At 61.7% G+C, this 20507-nt stretch carries 20 protein-coding genes; 6 read left to right on the plus strand and 14 right to left on the minus strand.

What is annotated here, in order from left to right:
- Positions 1-9 precede the first annotated feature (9 nt).
- From EFQ99_RS20505 to EFQ99_RS20555, 11 genes are all read right to left on the minus strand, one after another.
- The gene (locus tag EFQ99_RS20505) at positions 10-465 is read right to left on the minus strand and encodes an NfeD family protein (protein WP_126923067.1); all 456 of its coding nucleotides are present in this window, start codon (positions 463-465) and stop codon (positions 10-12) included.
- Positions 466-468: 3 nt separating this feature from the next.
- Positions 469-1500, minus strand: coding sequence for an SPFH domain-containing protein (locus tag EFQ99_RS20510; protein WP_126923212.1), 1032 nt, complete (start codon positions 1498-1500; stop codon positions 469-471).
- Between the two features lie 183 nt (positions 1501-1683).
- Positions 1684-2718 carry a ferrochelatase gene (gene hemH, locus EFQ99_RS20515; RefSeq protein ID WP_126923068.1) on the minus strand — a complete coding sequence of 345 codons (1035 nt, stop codon included), beginning with the start codon at positions 2716-2718 and terminating at the stop codon, positions 1684-1686.
- Positions 2719-2841: 123 nt separating this feature from the next.
- Positions 2842-4761 carry a bifunctional metallophosphatase/5'-nucleotidase gene (locus EFQ99_RS20520; RefSeq protein WP_126923069.1) on the minus strand — a complete coding sequence of 640 codons (1920 nt, stop codon included), beginning with the start codon at positions 4759-4761 and terminating at the stop codon, positions 2842-2844.
- A 172-nt stretch (positions 4762-4933) separates the two neighbouring features.
- On the minus strand, positions 4934-5254 hold the full coding sequence (locus tag EFQ99_RS20525) for a hypothetical protein (protein WP_126923213.1): 321 nt from the start codon (positions 5252-5254) through the stop codon (positions 4934-4936).
- 37 nt (positions 5255-5291) lie between these two features.
- On the minus strand, positions 5292-5660 hold the full coding sequence (omp10, locus tag EFQ99_RS20530) for an outer membrane lipoprotein Omp10 (protein WP_126923070.1): 369 nt from the start codon (positions 5658-5660) through the stop codon (positions 5292-5294).
- A gap of 171 nt (positions 5661-5831) precedes the next feature.
- Positions 5832-7283, minus strand: coding sequence for a homospermidine synthase (locus EFQ99_RS20535; RefSeq protein ID WP_126923071.1), 1452 nt, complete (start codon positions 7281-7283; stop codon positions 5832-5834).
- A 168-nt stretch (positions 7284-7451) separates the two neighbouring features.
- Positions 7452-7736: a YciI family protein gene (locus tag EFQ99_RS20540; RefSeq protein WP_126923072.1), complete on the minus strand. Its 285-nt coding sequence runs from the start codon at positions 7734-7736 to the stop codon at positions 7452-7454.
- Between the two features lie 2 nt (positions 7737-7738).
- On the minus strand, positions 7739-8368 hold the full coding sequence (locus EFQ99_RS20545; RefSeq protein WP_126923073.1) for an aminotransferase class IV family protein: 630 nt from the start codon (positions 8366-8368) through the stop codon (positions 7739-7741).
- Positions 8365-9471: an aminodeoxychorismate synthase component I gene (locus EFQ99_RS20550; protein ID WP_245441550.1), complete on the minus strand. Its 1107-nt coding sequence runs from the start codon at positions 9469-9471 to the stop codon at positions 8365-8367. Before EFQ99_RS20550 ends, EFQ99_RS20545 begins: the two co-directional genes overlap by 4 nt.
- Positions 9472-9648: 177 nt before the next feature.
- Positions 9649-11502, minus strand: a complete 1854-nt coding sequence (locus EFQ99_RS20555) for a M3 family oligoendopeptidase (RefSeq protein ID WP_126923075.1) — start codon at positions 11500-11502, stop codon at positions 9649-9651.
- 301 nt (positions 11503-11803) lie between these two features.
- On the opposite strand from EFQ99_RS20555, the gene EFQ99_RS20565 reads away from it, so the two are divergent.
- The 3 genes from EFQ99_RS20565 to EFQ99_RS20575 all read left to right on the plus strand — a co-directional run bounded on the left by EFQ99_RS20565 (position 11804) and on the right by EFQ99_RS20575 (position 16098).
- On the plus strand, positions 11804-13348 hold the full coding sequence (locus EFQ99_RS20565; protein ID WP_126923076.1) for a sigma-54-dependent transcriptional regulator: 1545 nt from the start codon (positions 11804-11806) through the stop codon (positions 13346-13348).
- A gap of 178 nt (positions 13349-13526) precedes the next feature.
- Entirely contained in the window at positions 13527-15371 is a 1845-nt protein-coding gene (locus tag EFQ99_RS20570; RefSeq protein ID WP_126923077.1) for a peptidoglycan L,D-endopeptidase MepK, read from the plus strand.
- Between the two features lie 178 nt (positions 15372-15549).
- A complete protein-coding gene (locus tag EFQ99_RS20575; protein WP_245441548.1) occupies positions 15550-16098 on the plus strand; it encodes a GNAT family N-acetyltransferase in 549 nt (182 codons plus the stop codon).
- Between the two features lie 56 nt (positions 16099-16154).
- On the opposite strand, the gene EFQ99_RS20580 is transcribed toward EFQ99_RS20575, so the two are convergent.
- The 3 genes from EFQ99_RS20580 to EFQ99_RS20590 form a co-directional block, all read right to left on the minus strand.
- Complete coding sequence (locus EFQ99_RS20580; protein WP_008533181.1) at positions 16155-16418, minus strand: DUF2312 domain-containing protein; 264 nt, start codon at positions 16416-16418, stop codon at positions 16155-16157.
- A gap of 88 nt (positions 16419-16506) precedes the next feature.
- Positions 16507-16812: a DUF1244 domain-containing protein gene (locus EFQ99_RS20585; protein WP_126923078.1), complete on the minus strand. Its 306-nt coding sequence runs from the start codon at positions 16810-16812 to the stop codon at positions 16507-16509.
- Between the two features lie 18 nt (positions 16813-16830).
- A complete protein-coding gene (locus EFQ99_RS20590) occupies positions 16831-17619 on the minus strand; it encodes an N-formylglutamate amidohydrolase (protein ID WP_126923215.1) in 789 nt (262 codons plus the stop codon).
- Between the two features lie 203 nt (positions 17620-17822).
- On the opposite strand from EFQ99_RS20590, the gene EFQ99_RS20595 reads away from it, so the two are divergent.
- The 3 genes from EFQ99_RS20595 to EFQ99_RS20605 all read left to right on the plus strand — a co-directional run bounded on the left by EFQ99_RS20595 (position 17823) and on the right by EFQ99_RS20605 (position 20507).
- Positions 17823-18308, plus strand: coding sequence for a DUF1036 domain-containing protein (locus EFQ99_RS20595; RefSeq protein WP_088683157.1), 486 nt, complete (start codon positions 17823-17825; stop codon positions 18306-18308).
- Positions 18308-19747 carry a pyruvate kinase gene (gene pyk / locus EFQ99_RS20600; RefSeq protein WP_126923079.1) on the plus strand — a complete coding sequence of 480 codons (1440 nt, stop codon included), beginning with the start codon at positions 18308-18310 and terminating at the stop codon, positions 19745-19747. The genes EFQ99_RS20595 and pyk overlap by 1 nt, the downstream gene beginning before the upstream one ends.
- Positions 19748-19871: 124 nt before the next feature.
- A complete protein-coding gene (locus tag EFQ99_RS20605) occupies positions 19872-20507 on the plus strand; it encodes a LysE family translocator (RefSeq protein ID WP_126923080.1) in 636 nt (211 codons plus the stop codon).

The raw sequence follows: 20507 nt of genomic DNA on the forward strand, positions 1-20507 counted from the left end.
GGACTGCGATCAGATTGGCTCGACCTTCAGGTCGCGGCCGTGACACGAGACCACCTTCACCTGCGTTCCCACGGGAAGATCGGGTCCCATCACCTGCCATAGCGTATCGTCGAGGCGGATGCGGCCGTGACCCTCGCGGATCGGTTCATGCAGCGTCGCCGTTCGGCCGACGAGGCTGGCGCCGCGCTGGTTGAGAAAAGGTTCGTCGGTTTCGGCGTTGCGCAGGGTCAGCCGACGGCCGGCGAAGGTCGTGGCCACGGCAAGAAGCGCAAAAAGGATCGCCTGCAGTTCCCAGACCCAGAAGGCGCTATCCCAGAAGAGCAGCGACAAGGCGCCGACGATGAGGGCGGCAAGGCCGATCCAGACCAGGAAGAAGCCCGGCACGATCAATTCCGCGGCGAGCAGCACGAGGCCTGCGACCCACCAGCTCCACGGACCGAGTTCGGCGACGATCTTCGCCAGCATGGCTTATCGCTCCGGATCGGGGTTGAAAGGATTGGGATTCGGCGGATTGATCGGCGGCGTCGAGCGCACTGGGGCGGGACGCGGACGCGACGGAGGTGGCGGCGGCGGATTGCCGGCATCGCCGAAGACTTCGCGGGCAATGGCGCCGATGCCGCCGAGCGAACTCAGGATGGAAGAGGCTTCCATCGGCATCATCACGATCTTGGAATTGGGCGCGGAACCGATCGAGGTCAGCGCCTCGGTGTATTTCTGCGCGACGAAATAATTGATCGCCTGGACGTCGCCGGCGGCGATCGCTTCGGAGACCATCTTCGTTGCCTTGGCTTCGGCCTCGGCCAGGCGTTCGCGGGCTTCGGCGTTGCGGAAGGCGGCTTCACGCTGGCCTTCGGCCTGCAGGATCGCGGACTGCTTGGCGCCTTCGGCCCGCAGAATCTGCGCATTGCGGGAGCCTTCGGCTTCCAGCACCTGGGCGCGCTTCTCGCGCTCGGCCTTCATCTGGCGGGCCATCGCGTCGACGAGATCGCGCGGCGGCTGGATGTCCTTGATCTCGACACGCGTGACCTTGATGCCCCAAGGATGCACGGCCTCGTCGACGACACGCAGCAGCCGATCGTTGATGGCATCGCGGTTGGAGAGCAGTTCGTCGAGATCCATCGAACCCATGACCGAGCGGATGTTGGTCATGGTGAGATTGAGAATGGCGTTTTCGAGGTTGGAAACCTGATAGGCGGCCTGGGCGGCGTTCAGCACCTGATAGAAGGAGACGGCGTCGGCAGCGACCGAGGCGTTGTCCTTGGTGATCACCTCCTGGGTCGGCACGTTCAGCACCTGTTCCATCACGTTCATGCGGGCGCCGACGCGCTCGATGAAGGGGGTAATCAGGTTCAGGCCGGGCTCCAGCGTGCGGGTATAACGGCCGAAGCGCTCGATCGTATAACGGTAACCCTGCGGCACGGTCTTGATCCCGGCGAAGAGCACCATGATGACGAAGATGACCAGCACGATCACGACGATGTCGAAGCCACCCAACAGCATGAAGAATTCCTCCAATCGGCGCATGCGCGCCCGCCCTACTCATGTGGTGAGTTAGCACGTTATTTGCGAGGAAGAAATGCGGGCGCAACCGCCCAGGCTCCAGGCGAAAAAGAAGTTCCGTTTCGGCTAAGTCATTGTGCTGTTGCCGGCTATTCGTCCGACGCTATCTTGTGAAGGAAGGTCTCAGACCCAGCCCTGCAATTCGCGGCGAACGACCTTTTCCAGCACCTTCATCCCGTCCTCGCTGTCGTTAAGGCACGGAATATGCGCGAACTTGTCGCCGCCGTTCTCGTGGAAGGAATGGGCAGCTTGTTCGGCGATCTCCTCCAGCGTTTCCAGACAGTCGGAGACGAAGCCGGGATTGATGACGGCGATACGCTTGACCCCGTCCTGGGCGAGCTTTTCCACCGTCTTGTCGGTGTAAGGCTGCAGCCACTCCTCCGGCCCGAAGCGAGACTGGAAGGTGACCATGAAGTTTTCTTTGGCGAGCCCCAGCCGTTCGCGCAGCAGCCGACCGGTCTTCTGGCATTGACAGTAATAGGGATCACCCTGCTTGAAATAGGACATCGGAATGCCGTGGAAGGAGGCGAGGAGCATTTCAGGCTTCCAGTCGAGTGTCGAAAGGTGCCTTTCGACGGATTGGGCGAGCGCCTCGATATAGGTCTCGTCGTCATGATAGGCGGGCACGGTGCGCAGCGCCGGCTGCCAGCGCATGGTGAGCAGCTTCTGGAAGGCCTTGTCGTTGACGGTCGCGGTCGTCGCCGCCGCATATTGCGGATAGAGCGGGAAAAGCACGATACGATCGCAGCCCGCTTCCTTCAGCGCCTCGATGCGCGAGGCGATCGACGGCGTGCCGTAGCGCATGCCCCAGTCGACCTTGACGTTTGTGAGATCCTTCAGGCGCTCGGCCATCAGCTCCGACTGGTTGCGCGTGTAGGTGCGCAGATAGCTTTCGTTCTTTTCCTTGTTCCAGATCAGCTCATAGGCCTTTCCGACCTTCTGCGGGCGTCTGTTGAGCACGATGCCGAACAGGATCGGATACCACTTCCAGGGGGACCATTCGATGACGCGGCGATCGGTCAGGAATTCCCTGAGATAACGGCGCATAGAAACGTAGTCAGTCCCGTCAGGCGTGCCGAGATTGACCAGCAGGACGCCAATCTTGCCTGATTTGACGGCCGGATGGTCGGCCGGACGGAGTGAAATATCTGCTGTCATTCTGGCCCCAACGCTCTTTGCTCCGTCGGCTCATACGCAGCCTCGGGATCATGGTTCACCCTATAGAAAGAAAAGCCGGCCCGGGGAACCCCGGGCCGGCCGATGGCATCGGGACAAATCGTCTTACTTGGCGGGAACCTCGATCTCCTTGCCGATCGTCAGTCGATGCGGGTTCGGCTTGCCATTGGCTTCTGAAAGCTTCCGCCACAGCGCGCCGTCGCCATAGAAGGTGACGGCGAGATCCCAGAAGGTGTCACCGGCGGCGATGACATGGGTGGACGGGGTCGTCGCGGCGGGCGTGGAGGCTGCTGGCGCCGGTTCCGCAGCGGGCGCGGGCGCTGCCGGAGTTGCCGGGGCTGGCGCAGCAGGGGCGGGCGTCGCAGGTGAAGGTGCTGCCGGCGCAGCCGGTTCGGCAGCAGCGGGCGCCGGTGTCGCGGCTGCGGCGATTTCGGTGACGCGGCCGTCGGTATAGGGCTTATAGGGCGAGTGGGCGGCCAGATATTCGGCGGTCACGTCGGCAAGATCCGGACCGTAATCATAGGCATTCTTGCCTTCCTTGAAGATCGAATAGCCGTCGCCGCCGCCGCGCATGAAGTTGTTGGTGGCGACCTTGTAGGTCTTAACAGGGTCGATCGGAGCGAAGTTGTCGCCGTCCTTTACCTGGATGTCGCTGACGCGGCTGCCGACGGGCTTCGACTGATCGAAGGAGAATTTCAGGCCGGCGACCTGCGGGAAGCGTCCGGCGCCCTGGTCGATCTGGCTAACGCCGTTTTCGAGCGCCTTGACGATATCCGCGCCGGTTGCCTCAAACGTGGCGAGCGTGTTCTGGAAAGGCAGGACGGTGATCACTTCGCCCTGAGTGACATCACCGCCGTCAATCGAGGCACGCAGGCCGCCACCGTTCTGGACGGCGATGGTGACGCCCTGGTTTTTCGTGCGGTCGAGGATGGCGTCGGCCACCAGATTGCCCATCGAGCATTCCTTGACGCGGCAAACTTTGCGGTCGCCCTCGATCGGGCCCTCGGAGGAGCCGATCACCTTCTTGCGCAGTTCATCGATTGGCTTTGCCAGTTCGGCGATGCGGGCTACGAGCGCCGGATCGGGCGTGAAAGAGGAATCGATCAGGATCGGATCGCCCTTGGCGTCCTTGACGACGCCGTTGTCGTCGAAATTGACGACGAGATCGCCGAGATACTTGCTGTAGGAGGCAGCCTGGACAACCGGCACCTTGTAGCCGCCGGGATTGTCGACCATCGTCGGGTAGGGACCTTCGGCCTTCGGGTCGGTGTTCGAGAGCAGGCTGTGGGAATGACCGCCGACAACGATATCGACATCCGGGATCTTGGCGATCAAGGCGAGATCGCGGGGATAACCGACATGGGTCAGTGCGATGATCTTGTTGACGCCCTGACCCTTCAGATCCTGAACGGCTGTGGTGATGCTCTGGACATCATCTGATATCTTGACGTTCGGGCCGGGGGAAGAAAGCTCTGGCGTGTCGTTGGTGACGGCGCCGACGATGCCGATCTTCTGGCCGCCGACATCGAGCACCAACGAAGGCTTGATGCGGTCACCGAGTTTGGAAGCGGCAGCCGCCTTGACGTTAGCCGTCACGACAGGGAATTGCACCTTGTCGAGGAAGGTCGCAAGCCCGTCCTCGCTGTCGTCGAATTCATGGTTGCCGACGGTCATCGCGTCGAACTTCATCAGGTTCAGGAACTCGGCTTCGGCCGCGCCTTTGTAGGTCGTGTAGAACAGCGAACCCTGGAAATTATCGCCGGCATTCAGGAGAAGGACGTTCTTGCCCGATAGCGCCTGACGGCGCTGGTCGATCGCAGTCTTCAGGCGGGCAGCGCCGCCGAAGCATTCCTTCTTGCCTTCCTCCTCGGCAGAGCAGGTGGAGTCGAACTTGTTGATCGATTCGATGCGTGAATGGAAATCGTTGATATGAAGAATATTGAGTTCGTAATCCGCAAAAGCGGCGCCCGCGCTCAGCGTCAGCATGGACGCGGTCAAAAGACCGAAGCTGAAAGACTTCGTCATCCCTGTTCTCCTGATTGAGGCGAAAATCCCCCTGATCCTCGCCGATCCCTTCCATAATCCGCCAGGGCGGTTTCCCGGCGTGCGGATGTTCCGTCAGACGACGGACGACCGCAAGAGAAAGCTGGGCCAGGCGGAGCGCTTTCCAAGGGGGCGGGGCAAAAAAGCCGGGTGCTTATCCCAGGCACTCGCCATCGGCGGCGTTCCGGTAGAGTTCGTGCACGGCCTCTGCAATATTCGGAACCGTGGCGAGCGCGATGATCAAACAGAGAAGGGAAGTGACGCGGTGAAAACGTCGGCGGGCACGATAGGCTAAGAATGCGCCTGCGCCGTAGATCAGGATTGCCGGCACGGCTGACATCAGCACCTGCAGCGGCCCGTCGCAATCGGGAGCGGCGATGCCCTGCGCACGATAGACATTAGCCGGCAAAGCGACGGCAAGCGCCGCAAGCGGCATTGCCAGCAGCAGAACGAGGTAACCGGCCAAGGCCCGCACGGCTATCCCCATCAGCCCATCGCCGCGTCCTCTCTTCTCAGCCGCGGCGGGAAAGCGTGAATTGTGCGCCGGAATCGGAGGTGCAATTGAGCTGGCTCGGGTTGACCAGGGCGCAATTGACCTTGGACTGGGTCTTGCGCACCAGCGAGGTCATGTTGATCTCCACCAGAGTCGGCGAGGTATTGATATAGGTGCCCGAGGCGAGCAACTGGTTGCTGTCGGTGGTGCGGGTGGTGAAAGTACCGCCCTGGAAGGTTGAAACGATGCCGTTCGGATCGCTCCAGTTGCCTTCGACGCCGGTGGCGATGGGCTGGGTTGCAACCGGCAGGGGCCGCGGCCCCGATGAAACACAGGCGGCAAGGGCAGCCGTTGCACCCGCAAGAACGAGACCAGTTCTGATTTTCATAAGGCTTCTCCCGGCGAATCGGCGCGGCGGACACCCGCGATAGTCGGGCAAAACATGGCGCGCGCCCGGCGTGAAGGCAAGCCTTGGAGGGGTGGCGGGCGCCATTTAGACAGCAGGCGTTACAAAAATGCCCGCCTGGCGGCGGGCATCTTCAAGGTTGTGCAGGCGGCCTCAGCGAACCAGGATGTTCCGGAACTGCCAGGGATCCTTGGTGTCGATATCCTCGGGGAAGAGGCCCGGACGGCCGTCGAGCGGGGTCCAGTCGGTATAGTGGCCTTCGACCGGGCCGAGATAGGGCATCTGCACTTCGAGGCAGCGCTTGTAGTCGATCTCGTCGGCTTCGACGATGCCGGCCGTCGGGTTTTCCAGCGCCCAAACCATGCCGGCGAGAACGGCGGAGGTCACCTGCAGGCCGGTGGCGTTCTGGTAGGGGGCGATGCGGCGGGTTTCTTCCAGCGACAGGCGCGAGCCATACCAGTAGGCGTTCTTCTCATGGCCGTAGAGCAGGACGCCGAGTTCGTCGATGCCGTCCTCCAGCTCGTCCTCGTCGAGAACGTGGTGGACCGGCTGCGGCGTGCCGCCATTGCCGAACATCTCATGCAGTGAGAGAACGGCGTCGTTGGCCGGATGGTAGGCATAGTGGCAGGTCGGGCGGAAGGTCACTTCGCCGTCCTTGTCGCGGACCGTGAAATAGTCGGCGATCGAGATCGACTCGTTGTGGGTAACGAGGAAGCCGTACTGCGGGCCGGGGGTCGGGCACCAGGTGCGCACGCGGGTGTTGGCGCCGGGCTGTTCCAGATAGATCGCCGCCTTGTTGCCCTTCTTGTGCTTCTTGGCGTTCTTCGGCATCCACTCTTCATGCGTGCCCCAGCCGAGTTCGGCCGGCTGCAGGCCTTCGGAGATGAAGCCTTCGACGGACCAGGTGTTCCAGAAGACGTTGAGCGGCTTCGGGTGCTTGGTGCGCTGGGTGTCGCGTTCGGCGATATGGACGCCCTTGACGCCGAGCTTCTTCATGAGCTTGGCCCAGCCTTCGCGATCGTGCTGGTCCGGCTCGTCGAACTTCAGGCCGGTATCGTTGGCGAGGTTGACGAGTGCCTGCTTGACGAACCAGGAGACCATGCCCGGATTGGCGCCGCAGGTGGAGACGGCAGTGGCGCCGCCCGGGTTCTTCGCCTTTTCCTTGCGCACGGTTTCGCGCAGCGCATAGTTGGTGCGGTCGGCATTGCTCATGCCCTTGTCGAAGTAGAAGCCGAGCCAGGGTTCGACGACGGTATCGACGTAGAGCACGTCATGCTTGCGGCAAAGCTTGATGATGTCGAGCGAGGAGGTGTCGACCGAGAGGTTGACGCAGAAACCTTGGCCTTCGCCTTCCGTCAGCAACGGCTTCAGCAGTTCCTTGTAATTTTCCTTGGTGACATATTCCTTGATGTGACGGACGCCGTGCTTCTTCAGGATCTCCATGTCGGAGGGTTCTTCGCGCGGGTCGATGACGACCATCCGGCTCTTGTCGAATTTGAAATGGCGCTCGATCAGGGGCAGGGTGCCGCGGCCGATGGAGCCAAAGCCGATCATCACGATCGGACCGGTAATTTCGGCATATACCGGATAGTTCTGTTCCGTCATTCTTTTCTCCTGTGGAAGGGGACGAAGGCGTTCAGCCTGAAGAATTCTTTTGAAATTGCCGCAGAAATTGCGAGGTGACCGGCTCTAACCACAAAACGGCGTCACAATAAAGAGCGTTGAGGGGGAAAGGTCAAATAACGGCGGCGGCGACATCAACTGACCGAAAAATCAGCGCTTCAGGATTTCCAGCCCTTCGACCGTCGTCGTCACGGCAAGTTCGGTGATTTCGTATTCCGCAATGCCATGAACGGTGAAGGGATCGGCGGCGACATAGGCTTCGATCGCTGTGCGCTCGCCAATTGCGAAGACCACGCCGCCGGTGCGCGGCACCTTGCGGCCGGAGGCGAGGAACCAGCCTTTGGCGTAGCCCTCCTTCACCCAGGTCATGTGCGGCTCCATGTGCCTGTCGGCTTCATCGTTGGATTTGAGATAGGTGAGGGAGAGGATGAACATGATCAGCTCCTGATGAGGTTTGCGCGGATCAGGCCGCGCAGCGAGTTACCGACATAAAGCCTACCGGCCTCAAGATCGGCAAGCGTGAGACGACCGACGCGGGCTTTGCGCTGGCAGATGAGTTCGGTGCGCAGCACACCGGCAAGCAGGCCGCAGGAGATGGGCGGCGTGCGCAGCATGCCGCTTCCGTCATCGAGAAAGACGGAGGTGATGGTGCCTTCGCAGACTTGGTCGCGTTCGTTCAGCAGGATGACCTCGTCGGCCTCGGTCTGAGCATATTCGGCCCGCGCGGCCTCGTAGACGGCGCGCCGCGTGGTCTTGAAGCGCAGCAGCCTGTCGGGGGACTGAAGGCGGGTCTCGGCGATACGGATTGTCCAAACGGTTTCCGGCGCGAGCGGAACGAAGGGGGCGCTCGTCACCGTGATGCGACCCTGCGGATCGAACGTCAGGCGGACGCGCAGGGGGCCTGTTGCCTCTGCGACGGCTTCGTCGAGCTTTGCCGTCGCGTCGATCGGTTGCGGGAAGCCGAGGCGGCGGGCGGAGCGGGAGAGGCGAGCGAGATGCAGGCGCAGGCGGATGAAACCTTCGTCCGGCTGCCAGCGCAACGTCTCGATCAGCGAAAAATCGGTCATCGCGCAATCCATTGGTCGCCGACGGCGAAGCGGGCCTTGAGCAGGCATTCCTCATATTCGGCCTCGGCGGTCGAATCGAAGACGATGCCGCCGCCGACATTGAAGACCGCCCTGCCGCCGGCAAAAAGCGTGACAGTGCGGATGGCGACGGAAAAACGCATGGCGCCGGTCGGCGAGATCATGCCGATCGCGCCGCAATAGGCGTCGCGCGGGACATCTTCGAGCGCGTGGAGAATTTCCATCGCCCGTATCTTCGGTGCCCCGGTGATCGAACCGCAGGGAAAGAGGGCAGCAAAGATGTCACGGATCGAAAGCCCGGGGCGGAGCCTTGCCTGCACATGGCTCACCATCTGGTGGACAGTCGGATAGGTCTCGACATCGAAGAGTTTCGGGACGTCGAGCGTGCCAACCTCGGTGATGCGGGAGATATCGTTGCGCAGGAGATCGACGATCATCCGGTTTTCGGCTTGCGTCTTGATATCGCTGCGCATGGCCGCGATGATTTCGGCATCCTCGGCAGCAGTCGCGCCGCGTTTTGCCGTTCCCTTCATCGGGTGGGTTTCGATCCAGCCTTCTTCGTCGGTGCGGAAGAAGAGTTCGGGCGACCTCGACAGGATGATGGGGCCGCCGAGATCGACCAGCGCGCCGTATTTGACCGGCTGGCGTTCGATCAGCGACCAGAAGGCGGCAAGAGGATTACCCGACCAGCGGGCCTCTACGGGCATGGTGAGGTTTGCCTGATAGGCGTTGCCGAGCCGCAGATGCTCGTGAAGACGGTCGAAGCGCTCTTTATATATGGGAAAGTCCCAGGCGGCTCTCGGCGCGGTGAGAAATTCCTCGTTTTCGAGGCGCTGTTTCGGCTGGGCAAGCGGGTGCGTACCCGGCTGAGGGGCGTCGAACACGCCGAAGCAAAGCAGCGGCGTTTCCCGATTTTCCACGGCGAAGGGAGCGAGTTTCTCCTCGAAGAAGTATCCGCCCTCGTAGGCCATATAGCCGGCAAGCCATTTGCCCTCGGCCTTGGCCTCTTCCATCCTGATGAGGGCTGCGAAGAATTCGGCGCGCGTTCGGGCAATGATGATCTCGGCCGGTTCGGCGAAGAGCATCACCTGGCCGGTCGCGTCGTCGCGGAAGAGAATATAGGGTTGGTCAGCCACGCAACGCTTTCAGTTTGTTCTGCTTCCATTGCCCAAAATGCGATTGGGAGCGTGAGAGGTTTTCCTCTTCTCCCCGCTGGGGAGAAGAGACTCGTTGCTCTCCCTCCGCTTTTGGAGAAGGGCATTTCAGCCCTTATCTAGCGCTTCCAGCTCGTCGATCAGCCCTTCGATCATCGACAGGCCCTGGCTCCAGAACGACGGATTGGTGGCGTCGAGGCCGAAAGGCTTCAAGAGTTCCGAGTGATGCTTGGTGCCGCCGGCCTTGAGCAGCTCGAAATACTTCTCCTGAAAGCCCTTTTCGGCTTTCTGGTAGACGGCATAGAGCGAATTCACCAGGCAATCGCCGAAGGCATAGGCATAAACATAGAAGGGCGAGTGGATGAAGTGAGGGATATAGGCCCAGTAGGTCTCGTATCCTTCAGAAATGCTGATCGCCGGCCCGAGGCTTTCCGACTGGACGGAGAGCCAGAGTTCGCCGATGTCATCGGCCGTGAGTTCACCCGATTTGCGGGCCGTGTGCAGTTTGCGCTCGAATTCGTAGAAGGCGATCTGGCGCACGACCGTATTGATCATGTCCTCGACCTTCTGGGCGAGCATCGCCTTGCGCTCGCGTTTGTCGGTGGTCTTTTCCAAAAGCGCGCGGAAGGTCAGCATCTCGCCGAAGACCGAAGCGGTTTCGGCAAGCGTCAGCGGCGTCTGGCACATCAGCGCGCCTTGCGCGCCGGCGAGAACCTGGTGGACGCCGTGGCCGAGTTCATGGGCGAGCGTCATCACGTCGCGCGGTTTGCCCATGTAATTGACGAGCACATAGGGATGAGCCGAGGGAACGGTCGGATGGGCAAAGGCGCCGGGCGCCTTGCCGGGGCGGACCGGGGCGTCGATCCACTGCTCGTCGAAGAAGCGCCTGGCGATATCAGCCATCTCGGGGGCAAAATTGGCATAGGCGGACAGCACCGTATCCTTCGCCTCGGGCCAGGAGATGACGGCGCTGGAGGTTTCCGGCAGCGGCGCGTTGCGGTCCCAGAAATTCATCTGCTCCATGCCGAGCCATTTCGCCTTCATTTTATAATAGCGGTGCGAAAGGCGGGGATAGGCTTCCCGGACGGCGGCGGCCAGCGCATCGACAACCTCGCGCTCGACGCGGTTTGCGAGATGCCTGGAGTCGGCGATATCCTCGAAACCGCGCCAGCGGTCGGAGATATCCTTGTCCTTGGCGAGCGTGTTGGTGATCAGGGTGAAGACGCGGATATTGGCCTTGAAGGTCTCGGCAAGCGCCATCGCCGCCTGGCGGCGCACCTCGGGATCCTTCTCCTGCAGCATGTTCAGAACCACTTCGAGCGGTAGTTTTTCGCCATCGATCTCGTAACGAAGTTCCGCCATGGTTTCGTCGAAGAGCCGGTTGAAGGCGGCGGCCGAGGTCATCGACTTCTCGAGGAAGAGCTGCTCCAGCCTGTCGTCGAGCTGGTAGGGCTTGTCTTTCCTGAGATCGACCAGCCATGGGCGGTAATGGCCGGCATCGGGGTCATTGGCCATACAGGCGTCGATCACGGCGTCGTCGACGCGGTTCAGTTCCAGCGCGAAGAACAAGAGATGGCCGGAAAATTCGGTGATCTTGGCCTGCACGTCGCCATAGAGCTTGCCGTTTGCCGGATTGCTGGTGTCGGAGAAATAGGTTAGGCCGGCAAAGGAGCCAAGGCGGCCCATGAGATCATCAAGCGCCTCATATTCCTTCAGCGCGGCGCCGATGCCGTCGTCGCCGGTTTTCGTGGCCGCTTCGGCGAGCCTGCCCTTCCACTTCTCTTCAAAGGCGACCGCCGCTTTGCCAGCCTTTTCCATGTCGGCGACGAAGGCGGTTGACGTGGCGGAGGGATAGAGATCCTGCAGCTTCCAGACCGGCAGGTCGCCGAGCGCGGGATCGGCGGCCCCAGCTGGCGCTGCTGCCGAGAAGAGAAGGCCGGCGTGCGGGAGCTTGATGTTCATTGGGGCAATTCCTCTCCACTTTTATAACAGGTCTGCTTGTCTAGCGCATCGGTCCGAAAATCGGAATCGATTTTCGGAAAGTGGGATCAAAGTGTTACAGCGCCCTTTGCGCCCCTGAAAAGACGCGCGGCGCTGGAAGCGCCAGAAGGCCCGGCATCAAGGGGCTTTCGGCGCGGAAAGGCCTCGCTTCGGCACGAAAATGACACGTCGCAATCGTTAAAATGCAATTATTTCTCAAAACTGGATGTTCAAGCCTTGCTGTCAGAGTGCCCTCCATGGTTTCGCATGAAGTGAGGCGACAATGACCGGTTACAATGAGCTCAAGGGAGCAGGGCAAATCCTCGTGGTCGAGGACGACCCCGTGCAGCGGCGCCTGCTCAAGAACGCAATCGAGCGTCACGGCCATGTCGTGCACCAGGCGGAAAACGGCCGTATCGGCCTTGAAATGGTCAAACGAGACAGCGGCCTTTTCAACGTCATCGTGCTCGATCTGATGATGCCGGAGATGACCGGCCTCGAATTTCTCGATGCGCTGCACGAATTCGGCACACAGATCCCGGTCATCGTGCAGACGGGGCAGGGCGGCATTGAGACCGTGGTGCAGGCGATGCGCGCCGGCGCCTTCGATTTCGTCGTCAAGCCGGTCTCGCCGGAACGCATTTCCACCTCGATCTCGAACGCGATGAAGCTCGACCAGCGCGAAGTGAAGGCGCGGGCCGGACGCCGGACGCGCTCAGGCTCCGTCGGTTTCGACGACATCGTCTCGGCAAGCCCGGCGATGCTCCGCGTCATCGATCTTGCCCAGCGGGCGGCGCAATCCAACATTCCCGTCGTGCTCGAAGGCGAATCCGGCGTCGGCAAGGAGCTGGTGGCGCGCGCCATCCAGTCCGGCGGCGACCGTTCGAACAAGCCCTTCGTCACCGTCAATTGCGGGGCGATCCCGCATAATCTCGTCGAGAGCATTCTCTTCGGCCATGAGAAGGGCGCCTTTACCGGCGCAACCGAACGTCACATCGGCAAATTCATGGAAGCCGACGGCGGCACCATCTTCCTCGACGAAATCGGCGACCTGCCGCTCGAGGTTCAGGTGAAGCTGCTGCGCGCCGTGCAGCAGGGCGAAATCGAAACGGTCGGCGCCCGCACCGCGCACAAGGTTAACGTTCGGTTGATTTCGGCGACCAACAAGGACCTGATCGAGGAAGTCAAGAACGGCCATTTCCGCGAGGATCTCTATTATCGCCTCAACGTCTTCCCGATCACCATTCCAGCGCTGCGCAAGCGCAAGGAAGACATTCCGCATCTGGTGCGCGTCTTTGCCGATCGCTTCTCCAGCGAGCAGAAGGGCGGCCGCCGCTTGACGGTCAATGCCGGGGCGCTGGCGCTGCTGACCGCCTATGACTGGCCGGGCAACATCCGCCAGCTCGAAAACGCGATCTTCCGCGCGGTCGTACTGGCCGAAGGACCGGAGCTGACGGAGGCGGATTTCCCGCAGATCGCCGCTCAGCTTCCGGAATATGACGTGGTGGATCACCTGGCGCTCGTTGCCGACAATACCGGTCTCGATCCCGACGAGGCCTATGGCGAGGACTTCAGGGCGTCAATGCCGGGGGAGGTGCATCACCGCCTGCCCGAGCCCTCCGGCAATGCGATCGCCAGCGTCAACCCCGCAGGCGACGTGCGCAAGCTTGCCGATGTCGAAGAGGAACTCATCCGATTCGCACTCAAGTTCTATCGCGGGCAGATGAGTCAAGTAGCACGCAAGCTTGGCATCGGCCGGTCCACACTTTATCGCAAGCTCAAGGATTACGGCATAGACCCAGACAATCCCCAGAAAGATGCGGCTTAAGCGCTTTTTGTTAAGACTAAGGCAACCACGATTTGTTACTGATCATAAACCACTTGTTAGTGGCTCGTTCACTATGTAAAGAAAAGGTTGATCATGTGTGGCATTTTTGCCATCGTGTGACCGCATTTGACAGTCATCTGGGACAGTACGGGACATTGTCTGTCTGACGGGGATCGAGTTGCCGAATCTGAATGGGAATTCCAAGCCTTCGCGCTTGAGCTGGCGTGCTGTGTGCGCCGACATCTGCGGAAAGGCAATGAGGACGGCAGCGGCCGCCCTTCTTGCGCTTGCGGTTTCCTCACCAGTATTCGTCGGTACCCCTTCCCAGGCAGCGGGCGACACCCGCAGCCTCAAGCTCTACTTCATCCATACCGGCGAAAAGGCCGTCATTACCTACAAGCGCAACGGCAAGTTCGACCCCAAGGGTCTGGAGCAGCTGAACCGCTTCCTGCGCGACTGGCGCAAGAACCAGCCGACGAAGATGGATCCGCGCCTGTTCGACCTGATCTGGGAAGTCTATCGCCAGAGCGGCTCGAGGGACTACATCAACGTCGTCTGCGGTTTCCGCTCGCCGGGGACCAACGAAATGCTGCGCGGCCGCTCGCGCAATTCAGGCGTTGCCGAAAAGAGCCAGCACATGCTCGGCAAGGCGATGGACTTCTTCATTCCCGACGTCAAGCTCGCGACGCTGCGCGGCATCGGCATGAAGATGCAGGTCGGCGGCGTCGGCTTTTATCCGAAATCGGGTTCTCCCTTCGTGCACATGGATGTCGGCGGCGTTCGCGCCTGGCCGCGCATGAGCCGCGACGAGCTGGTCCGGCTTTTCCCGAACGGCAACACCCTTCATATTCCGGCTGATGGCAAGCCGCTGCCGGGCTTCCAGCAGGCGATGGCCGACTACAAGCGCCGCGTCAGCGGCACGCAGATCGAGATCGCCAGCGCTTCCGAATCGGCGCCGAAGCACAAGACGCTGTTTGAGGCGCTCTTTGGCGGCGGGGCAGACGAGCAAGAGGATGAGTCGGATGATTCCGCTCCTGTCGCCGTTGCCAAGGCGACGCCGCCGAAGGCTGCCGAGCCGGCCCCTGCCGAGCCGCAGCAGACCGAAGTCGCCGATCTGAACGCGCCAGTCCCGCAGGTTCGTCCTGCATTCAGCAACCAGCCGGCCGGCAGCGAAGTGGCGAGCGCGCTGGTAGCGCCGTCCTCGGGTAATGCCGCCCAGCAGGCCCTTGTCGCAGCGCTTCCGGTCGATCAGGCCCAGCTGCAGCAGTTTGCCGATCTCAGCGCCTATAGCATTCCGGTTCCTTCGCTTCTCGGTCAGCGTCGGGCGCCCGGCGACGCCGAGGTCGCCTCGGTCGATCCGAACATGCAGAACGGACTGTCGGTTCCCACCCCGGTCGAACGCCCTGCCGTTGCCGAGAACCTGCTTGCCGCGGCCAATGCGGATCCGGAAGCAGAGGCCGACGAGGCCGATCAGGATGAGCTCTCTCCTGCCGTCGCAGCGGCGCTGGAGCAGCAGAATGACAAGACTGCGGAAAGCCAGGTTGCCTCGCACCAGCCGCAGATGAGCGTCGAGCAGGCAATCGCTGCCGCGATGCCGCAAAAGGCGCCAGCCGCAAAGCCGACGCTGCAGGTCGCCGCATTGGCGCCGATGGCGAAATCGGCAAGCTTCGGTGATGCCTTCGACACACCGGCCGCCGAAGGCGCCGCAGCGCAGGGCCTACCGACCAAGGGTGGACGCCCGACGCAGAAGGAAGCCGCCGCAGCGGACGCCAACCGTGCGACTGTCCGCACCGAGCCGAAGCTGACGCAGAAGATGATCTCGCAGTGGGCGCTGACCAATGCCCGCCTCGAAATGGCTTCCAAGCAGGTCAAGGCTCCGCGCTTCGTCAGCCAGACGATGCGTGCTCAGCCGACCGCCGTTTATGCCGACGGCTTCAACGTCAAGACCGCCTCGGTCGATCCGGCCCGCTTCAGCGGCACGGCGGTCAACTTCATGGAAGTCCGCAAGTTCAACACCAATTGAGCCTGCCGATCATCGAGGTATCGAAGGCTGCCGATGTGATCCGCAGCCACCAGTGGATTGTATGGACGCGATGGCGCCCGTTCGGGCAGACCCGTTGCGGCCATTATCCTTGCCGAAACTATCTTCCTGAAGCATTCTGCGCGCTCAATCCGTTTGAGGATCGAAGGGAGAGGATGTCGTGACAGAGCGTGCCTTGCCAGCTGCGTCGGTGATCAGACGCGCGCGCCGATCTGATGCCGGAGCCTTGTCCGACTTCGCAGTACGACTATTCCGCGACACCTACAGCGGCGACACGGCAGCGTCCGATCTCGAATCCTATATCGACGAGCATTTCAGCGCGGAACACCAGGCGGCCGAGATCGACGATCCCTCGGCTGCCGTTTTTGTCGCGACGGCCGATGATCTGATCATTGGATATGCGCATGTCGTCATGCGTCCAGCCGATGGACGCTCTGCTCTTCTCAATCGAATTTACGTCGACGCAGGATGGAGGGGACGCGGATTGGCCGGCGGTCTTCTCGACGCCGTTGTCGGTGAAGCCGGGCAGCGTGGCGCCGCGCACCTGGAGCTGACGGTGTTCGAACGGAACAGTCGGGCCTTGGCATTCTACAAGCGGGTCGGATTTGCTGCGATCGGCAGCACGACATTTATGGTTGGCGAGGACCCGCAGACTGACGTCGTGATGCGATTGGACCTGATCGGACGACTTAACGGCGGACCAGCCTGAGAAAGAAAAGCCGCCGGAAGGTCCGACGGCTTTATCGATATCGGCGATGTGGCGGATCAGCCTTCCGGCGGTGCCTCGATCATGCCGAGCGCGTGCAGATAGGTGTCGAGGATTGCTTCCTCTTCCATGCGCTCCTGTTCGTCCTTCTTGCGCAGCGCAACGACCTTCTTCAGGATCTTGGTGTCGAAGCCCATTCCCTTGGCTTCGCCATAGACGTCCTTGATATCGTCGGCGATGGTCTTCTTTTCTTCTTCCAGCCGTTCAATGCGCTCGATGAAAGCGCGAAGCTGATCGCGGGCGACGCCATGAGCATCAGACATCGTGTTCTCCTGATTGGGTGATCGATTTTGGATGCACGTGACTGCCGCGAAGCGGCGTCACGGTCAAGCCTGTTAAAGGCCAAGCGGACTATTTGTGTGGCTTGTTCAGTTCAAAAGCAGCCTTTTGCACAGGCGAGGCCTCGTTCTGGTGAAGGTTCTTCCAGTCTTCGTAGGGCATGCCGTAGACAATTTCCCGCGATTCGTCCCGGCTGACCGCGACGCCTTCGGCCTCGGCGGCTTCGCGGTACCAGTTCGACAGGCAGTTGCGGCAGAAACCGGCGAGATTCATCAGGTCGATGTTCTGGACGTCGCTGCGCTCACGAAGATGTGCGACGAGGCGGCGGAAGGTGGCGGCCTCGAATTCGGTCTGCTGTTCCTTGCTGAGCGCGGTCATCTCGCTCTCCTTTCATATTCAATAGGGGCCGGTGCGCGACAGGTGCACATCATATGCGTGCAAGGCGGGATCGGCATTCATCGCCGCAAAGATCGGCGCCAGGCGCGCGGCCCATGCCGATATGCCAGCCTCGTCCGCGATCAGGTCCTGGCGCACCTCGAGCAGCGCGTGTGGAATGCCTGTCGTCATGCAGTGGCGGTACATGGTATCGCCCTTCAGCGCGCCGTCATAGGGTTCGTTGTCGCCGACGACGAGATCGGGATCGGCGCGCAGCATATCGAGCAGAGGGCCGACGGCGCGCCGGTCGCTATCCCAGAGGACCGCGGCGTGCCAGGGGCGGGGAATGCTCTTCCAGGCCGGTGTGAAGGAATGCAGCGACAATACCAGCGGCGCTCTGCCAGTGACGTTCGCCACCCTGTCGATCGTGTCGGCCACGGCATTGTGGTAGGGGCGGTGGAAGGTTTCGACGCGGTAATCCCACTCCTCAGGGGTTATCGGATGGTTGCCTGATATGACGGCGCCGTCTGATATTTTCATGATCAGCGTGGGATCGTCCTCGCCGCGGTTCGGGTCGATCAGCAGCCGCGAGAAGCCGCCGAGCACGGCGGGCACGCCGAGCCTTGCTGAAAGCTGCCGCGTCAGCCCCTCGATGCCGATGTCATAGGCGATGTGGCGGGCGAAGGCCTGTTCCGGCAGGCCGAGCCTTTCGTATCGCAAGGGAAGACGGTTCATCGCGTGATCGGCGAGGATCACCATGCCTTTGTCATGTTTTCCGGATAGGATTTCGAAGGATTGGAAGTCGTCCATGAAGGATTTGCCGTTCGTCATTGCGCAGTCGGGCTCAGTGATCGCATGTGCCTGCGGCGGGTTCAAGCGCGGCGGGCGGCGAGAGGTGGATATGAACCTTGGCGAACGGTGTTATGAAAGGAAAATATAATCGATTAGCATTGCGTTGACTTTCGCATGACGGCGGCGCAAGAAGACACGGATACGAATAACCGTGGAGCTATTTGGGAGCCGTGTTGATCCAAGCCGCGCCAAGTTTCCTCACGCGGTCCGGGCCTCTGGTCCGTCTCGCTCTGTTCGCTCTTGCAGCCGCCATGCCGTTCTTCATCGCAGATGCCGCGCGCGCGGATTTCCGTGTCTGCAATGGAACGCAGAATCTCGTCGGCGTCGCGATTGGATACCGGGCCAAGGACGGCTGGATAACGGAAGGCTGGTGGCAAGTGCCGGCCACCACCTGCGCCACGCTGATCGAGGGAGAGCTGCAGTCGCGCTATTACTACCTCTACGCAGAGGACGCCGCCCGGGGAGGACGATGGACGGGTGATGTGCAGATGTGCGTGGCGGAAAACGAATTCAAGATCACGGGCGTGCAGGATTGTTATGCCCGGGGTTACCAGAAGATGGGATTCAAGGAATACGATACGGGCCGCCAGGGTAGCTGGATGGTTCAGCTCTCCGACACCCCAGGGACGCAAGAAAGCCAGAATTGATGAAGCGTAATCGCAAAATTAAAATCCTCGCCACCCTCGGGCCCGCCTCCTCCGAGGAATCGATGATCGAGAAGCTGCACCAGGCCGGTGCCGATGTCTTCCGCATCAACATGAGCCATGCGAGCCACGACCTGATGCGTACGCTGATCCAGCGCATCCGCTCGGTCGAAGCGCGCTCCGGCCGGCCGATCGGCATTCTGGCCGACCTGCAGGGACCGAAACTGCGCGTCGGCAAATTCGTCGACAGCAAGGTCGACCTCAAGCCCGGCCAGACCTTCACGCTCGACAACAACGAAGCGCTCGGCGACGCCACACGCGTCTATCTGCCGCATCCCGAGATTCTGGAATCGGTGCAGCCCGGCCACCGCCTGCTGATCGATGACGGCAAGCTCGCCCTGCGTGCCGAAAAGTGCGACGGCAAGAGCATCGTCACGACGGTTATTTCAGGCACGCGCATCTCCGACCGCAAGGGCGTCAGCCTTCCCGACACGCTGCTTGGCGTCGGCGCGCTGACGGATAAGGACCGCGCCGATCTGGACGCCGTGCTTGCCACCGACGATGTCGACTGGGTGGCGCTTTCCTTCGTCCAGCGTCCCGACGACCTTGCCGAAGTGCGCAAGATCGCCCGCGGCCGCGTCGGCCTGATGTCGAAGATCGAAAAGCCGCAGGCTCTCGAGCGCATCGAAGAAATCATCGAGCTTTCCGACGCCCTGATGGTCGCCCGCGGTGATCTCGGTGTCGAAATGCCGCTCGAATCGGTTCCCGGCATCCAGAAGCAGCTGATCCGCGCCTGCCGCCGTTCGGGCAAGCCGGTGGTCGTCGCTACACAGATGCTGGAATCGATGATCTCCGCGCCGGTGCCGACACGCGCCGAAGTCTCCGACGTCGCGACCGCCGTCTTCGAAGGTGCTGATGCCGTCATGCTCTCGGCCGAATCGGCCTCGGGTGACTATCCGGTCGAGGCGGTCTCGACGATGGCGTCGATTGCCACCGCTATCGAGCGCGAGCCGCATTATCCCGGCATCATCTATGCCCAGCGCGCCCAGCCGGAAGCGACCGGCGCCGATGCGATCTCGCTCGCTGCGCGCCAGATCGCCGAGACGCTGAAGCTGTCGGCGATCGTCTGTTACACCTCGTCAGGCACCACAGGCCTTCGCGCCTCGCGCGAGCGCCCGCAGGTGCCGATCCTGGCGCTGTCGCCGATCATCAAGACGGCACGCCGCCTCGCCGTCGTCTGGGGCCTGCATTGCGTCGTCACCCATGACGCGACCGATCTCGACGACATGGTCAACCGCGCCTGCCGCATCGTCGCCGACGAAGGCTTCGGCAAGCCTGGTGACCGCATCATCATCTCGGCCGGCGTGCCGCTCGGCACACCCGGCGCGACCAATATGATCCGCATTGCCTATATCGGCTCGGACGGCCAGAGCGGCATCTGATCCGATCGTATCCTTTCGGAAGCCCGCTGCCTGAAGAGGCGGCGGGCTTTTTTGTTGATGGGATCGGCATTGCCAAGGCCGGTGCTACGTGCAAGTTTCCATTTTCTGGGTGGGAGGGGTCATCATGGATATCGTCACGCTTCTGGCTTTTGCAGCCGTTTCCTTCGTCGGCATAGCCACACCGGGGCCGACGGTTCTTCTGGCGCTGACCAATGGTTCGCGACATGGCCTACGCCGCGCGGTTGCCGGCATGATCGGCGCGGTGCTTTCCGATTTCGTGCTGATCGGCGCCGTCGCGATCGGGCTCGGCGCGTTGCTTGCGGCATCGGAATTCTGGTTCTCGATGCTGAAATGGGCGGGTGCCGCCTATCTCGCCTTCCTCGGCATCATGCTACTGCGTTCGAAGGGCACAATCGATGCGGCGCTGAAATTGGGTGAGGCGGCAGCGATGAGGTCAACTTTTTCGATCGGGCTGAAGAGCTTCATGGTCGCGGCGACGAACCCCAAGGGCTATCTCTTCTTCTCGGCCTTCCTGCCGCAGTTCATCGATCCAACCCAACCGCAGGCGGGGCAATATGCGCTGCTCGCGCTCGTCTTTGCCGCGCTCGATTTCATCATCATGTTCGGCTACGCCTTCTTCGGCTCACAGGCAGTGCGTTTCCTGAAGACGTCGGGCGCCTTGTGGCTGGAGCGGGCCTGCGGCGGCGCGCTGCTCGCCCTTGCCGGGTCGCTCGCCTTTTACCGTCGGGCGACCGCCTGA

Source organism: Rhizobium vallis (assembly GCF_003985155.1).
Lineage (GTDB): Bacteria > Pseudomonadota > Alphaproteobacteria > Rhizobiales > Rhizobiaceae > Rhizobium > Rhizobium vallis.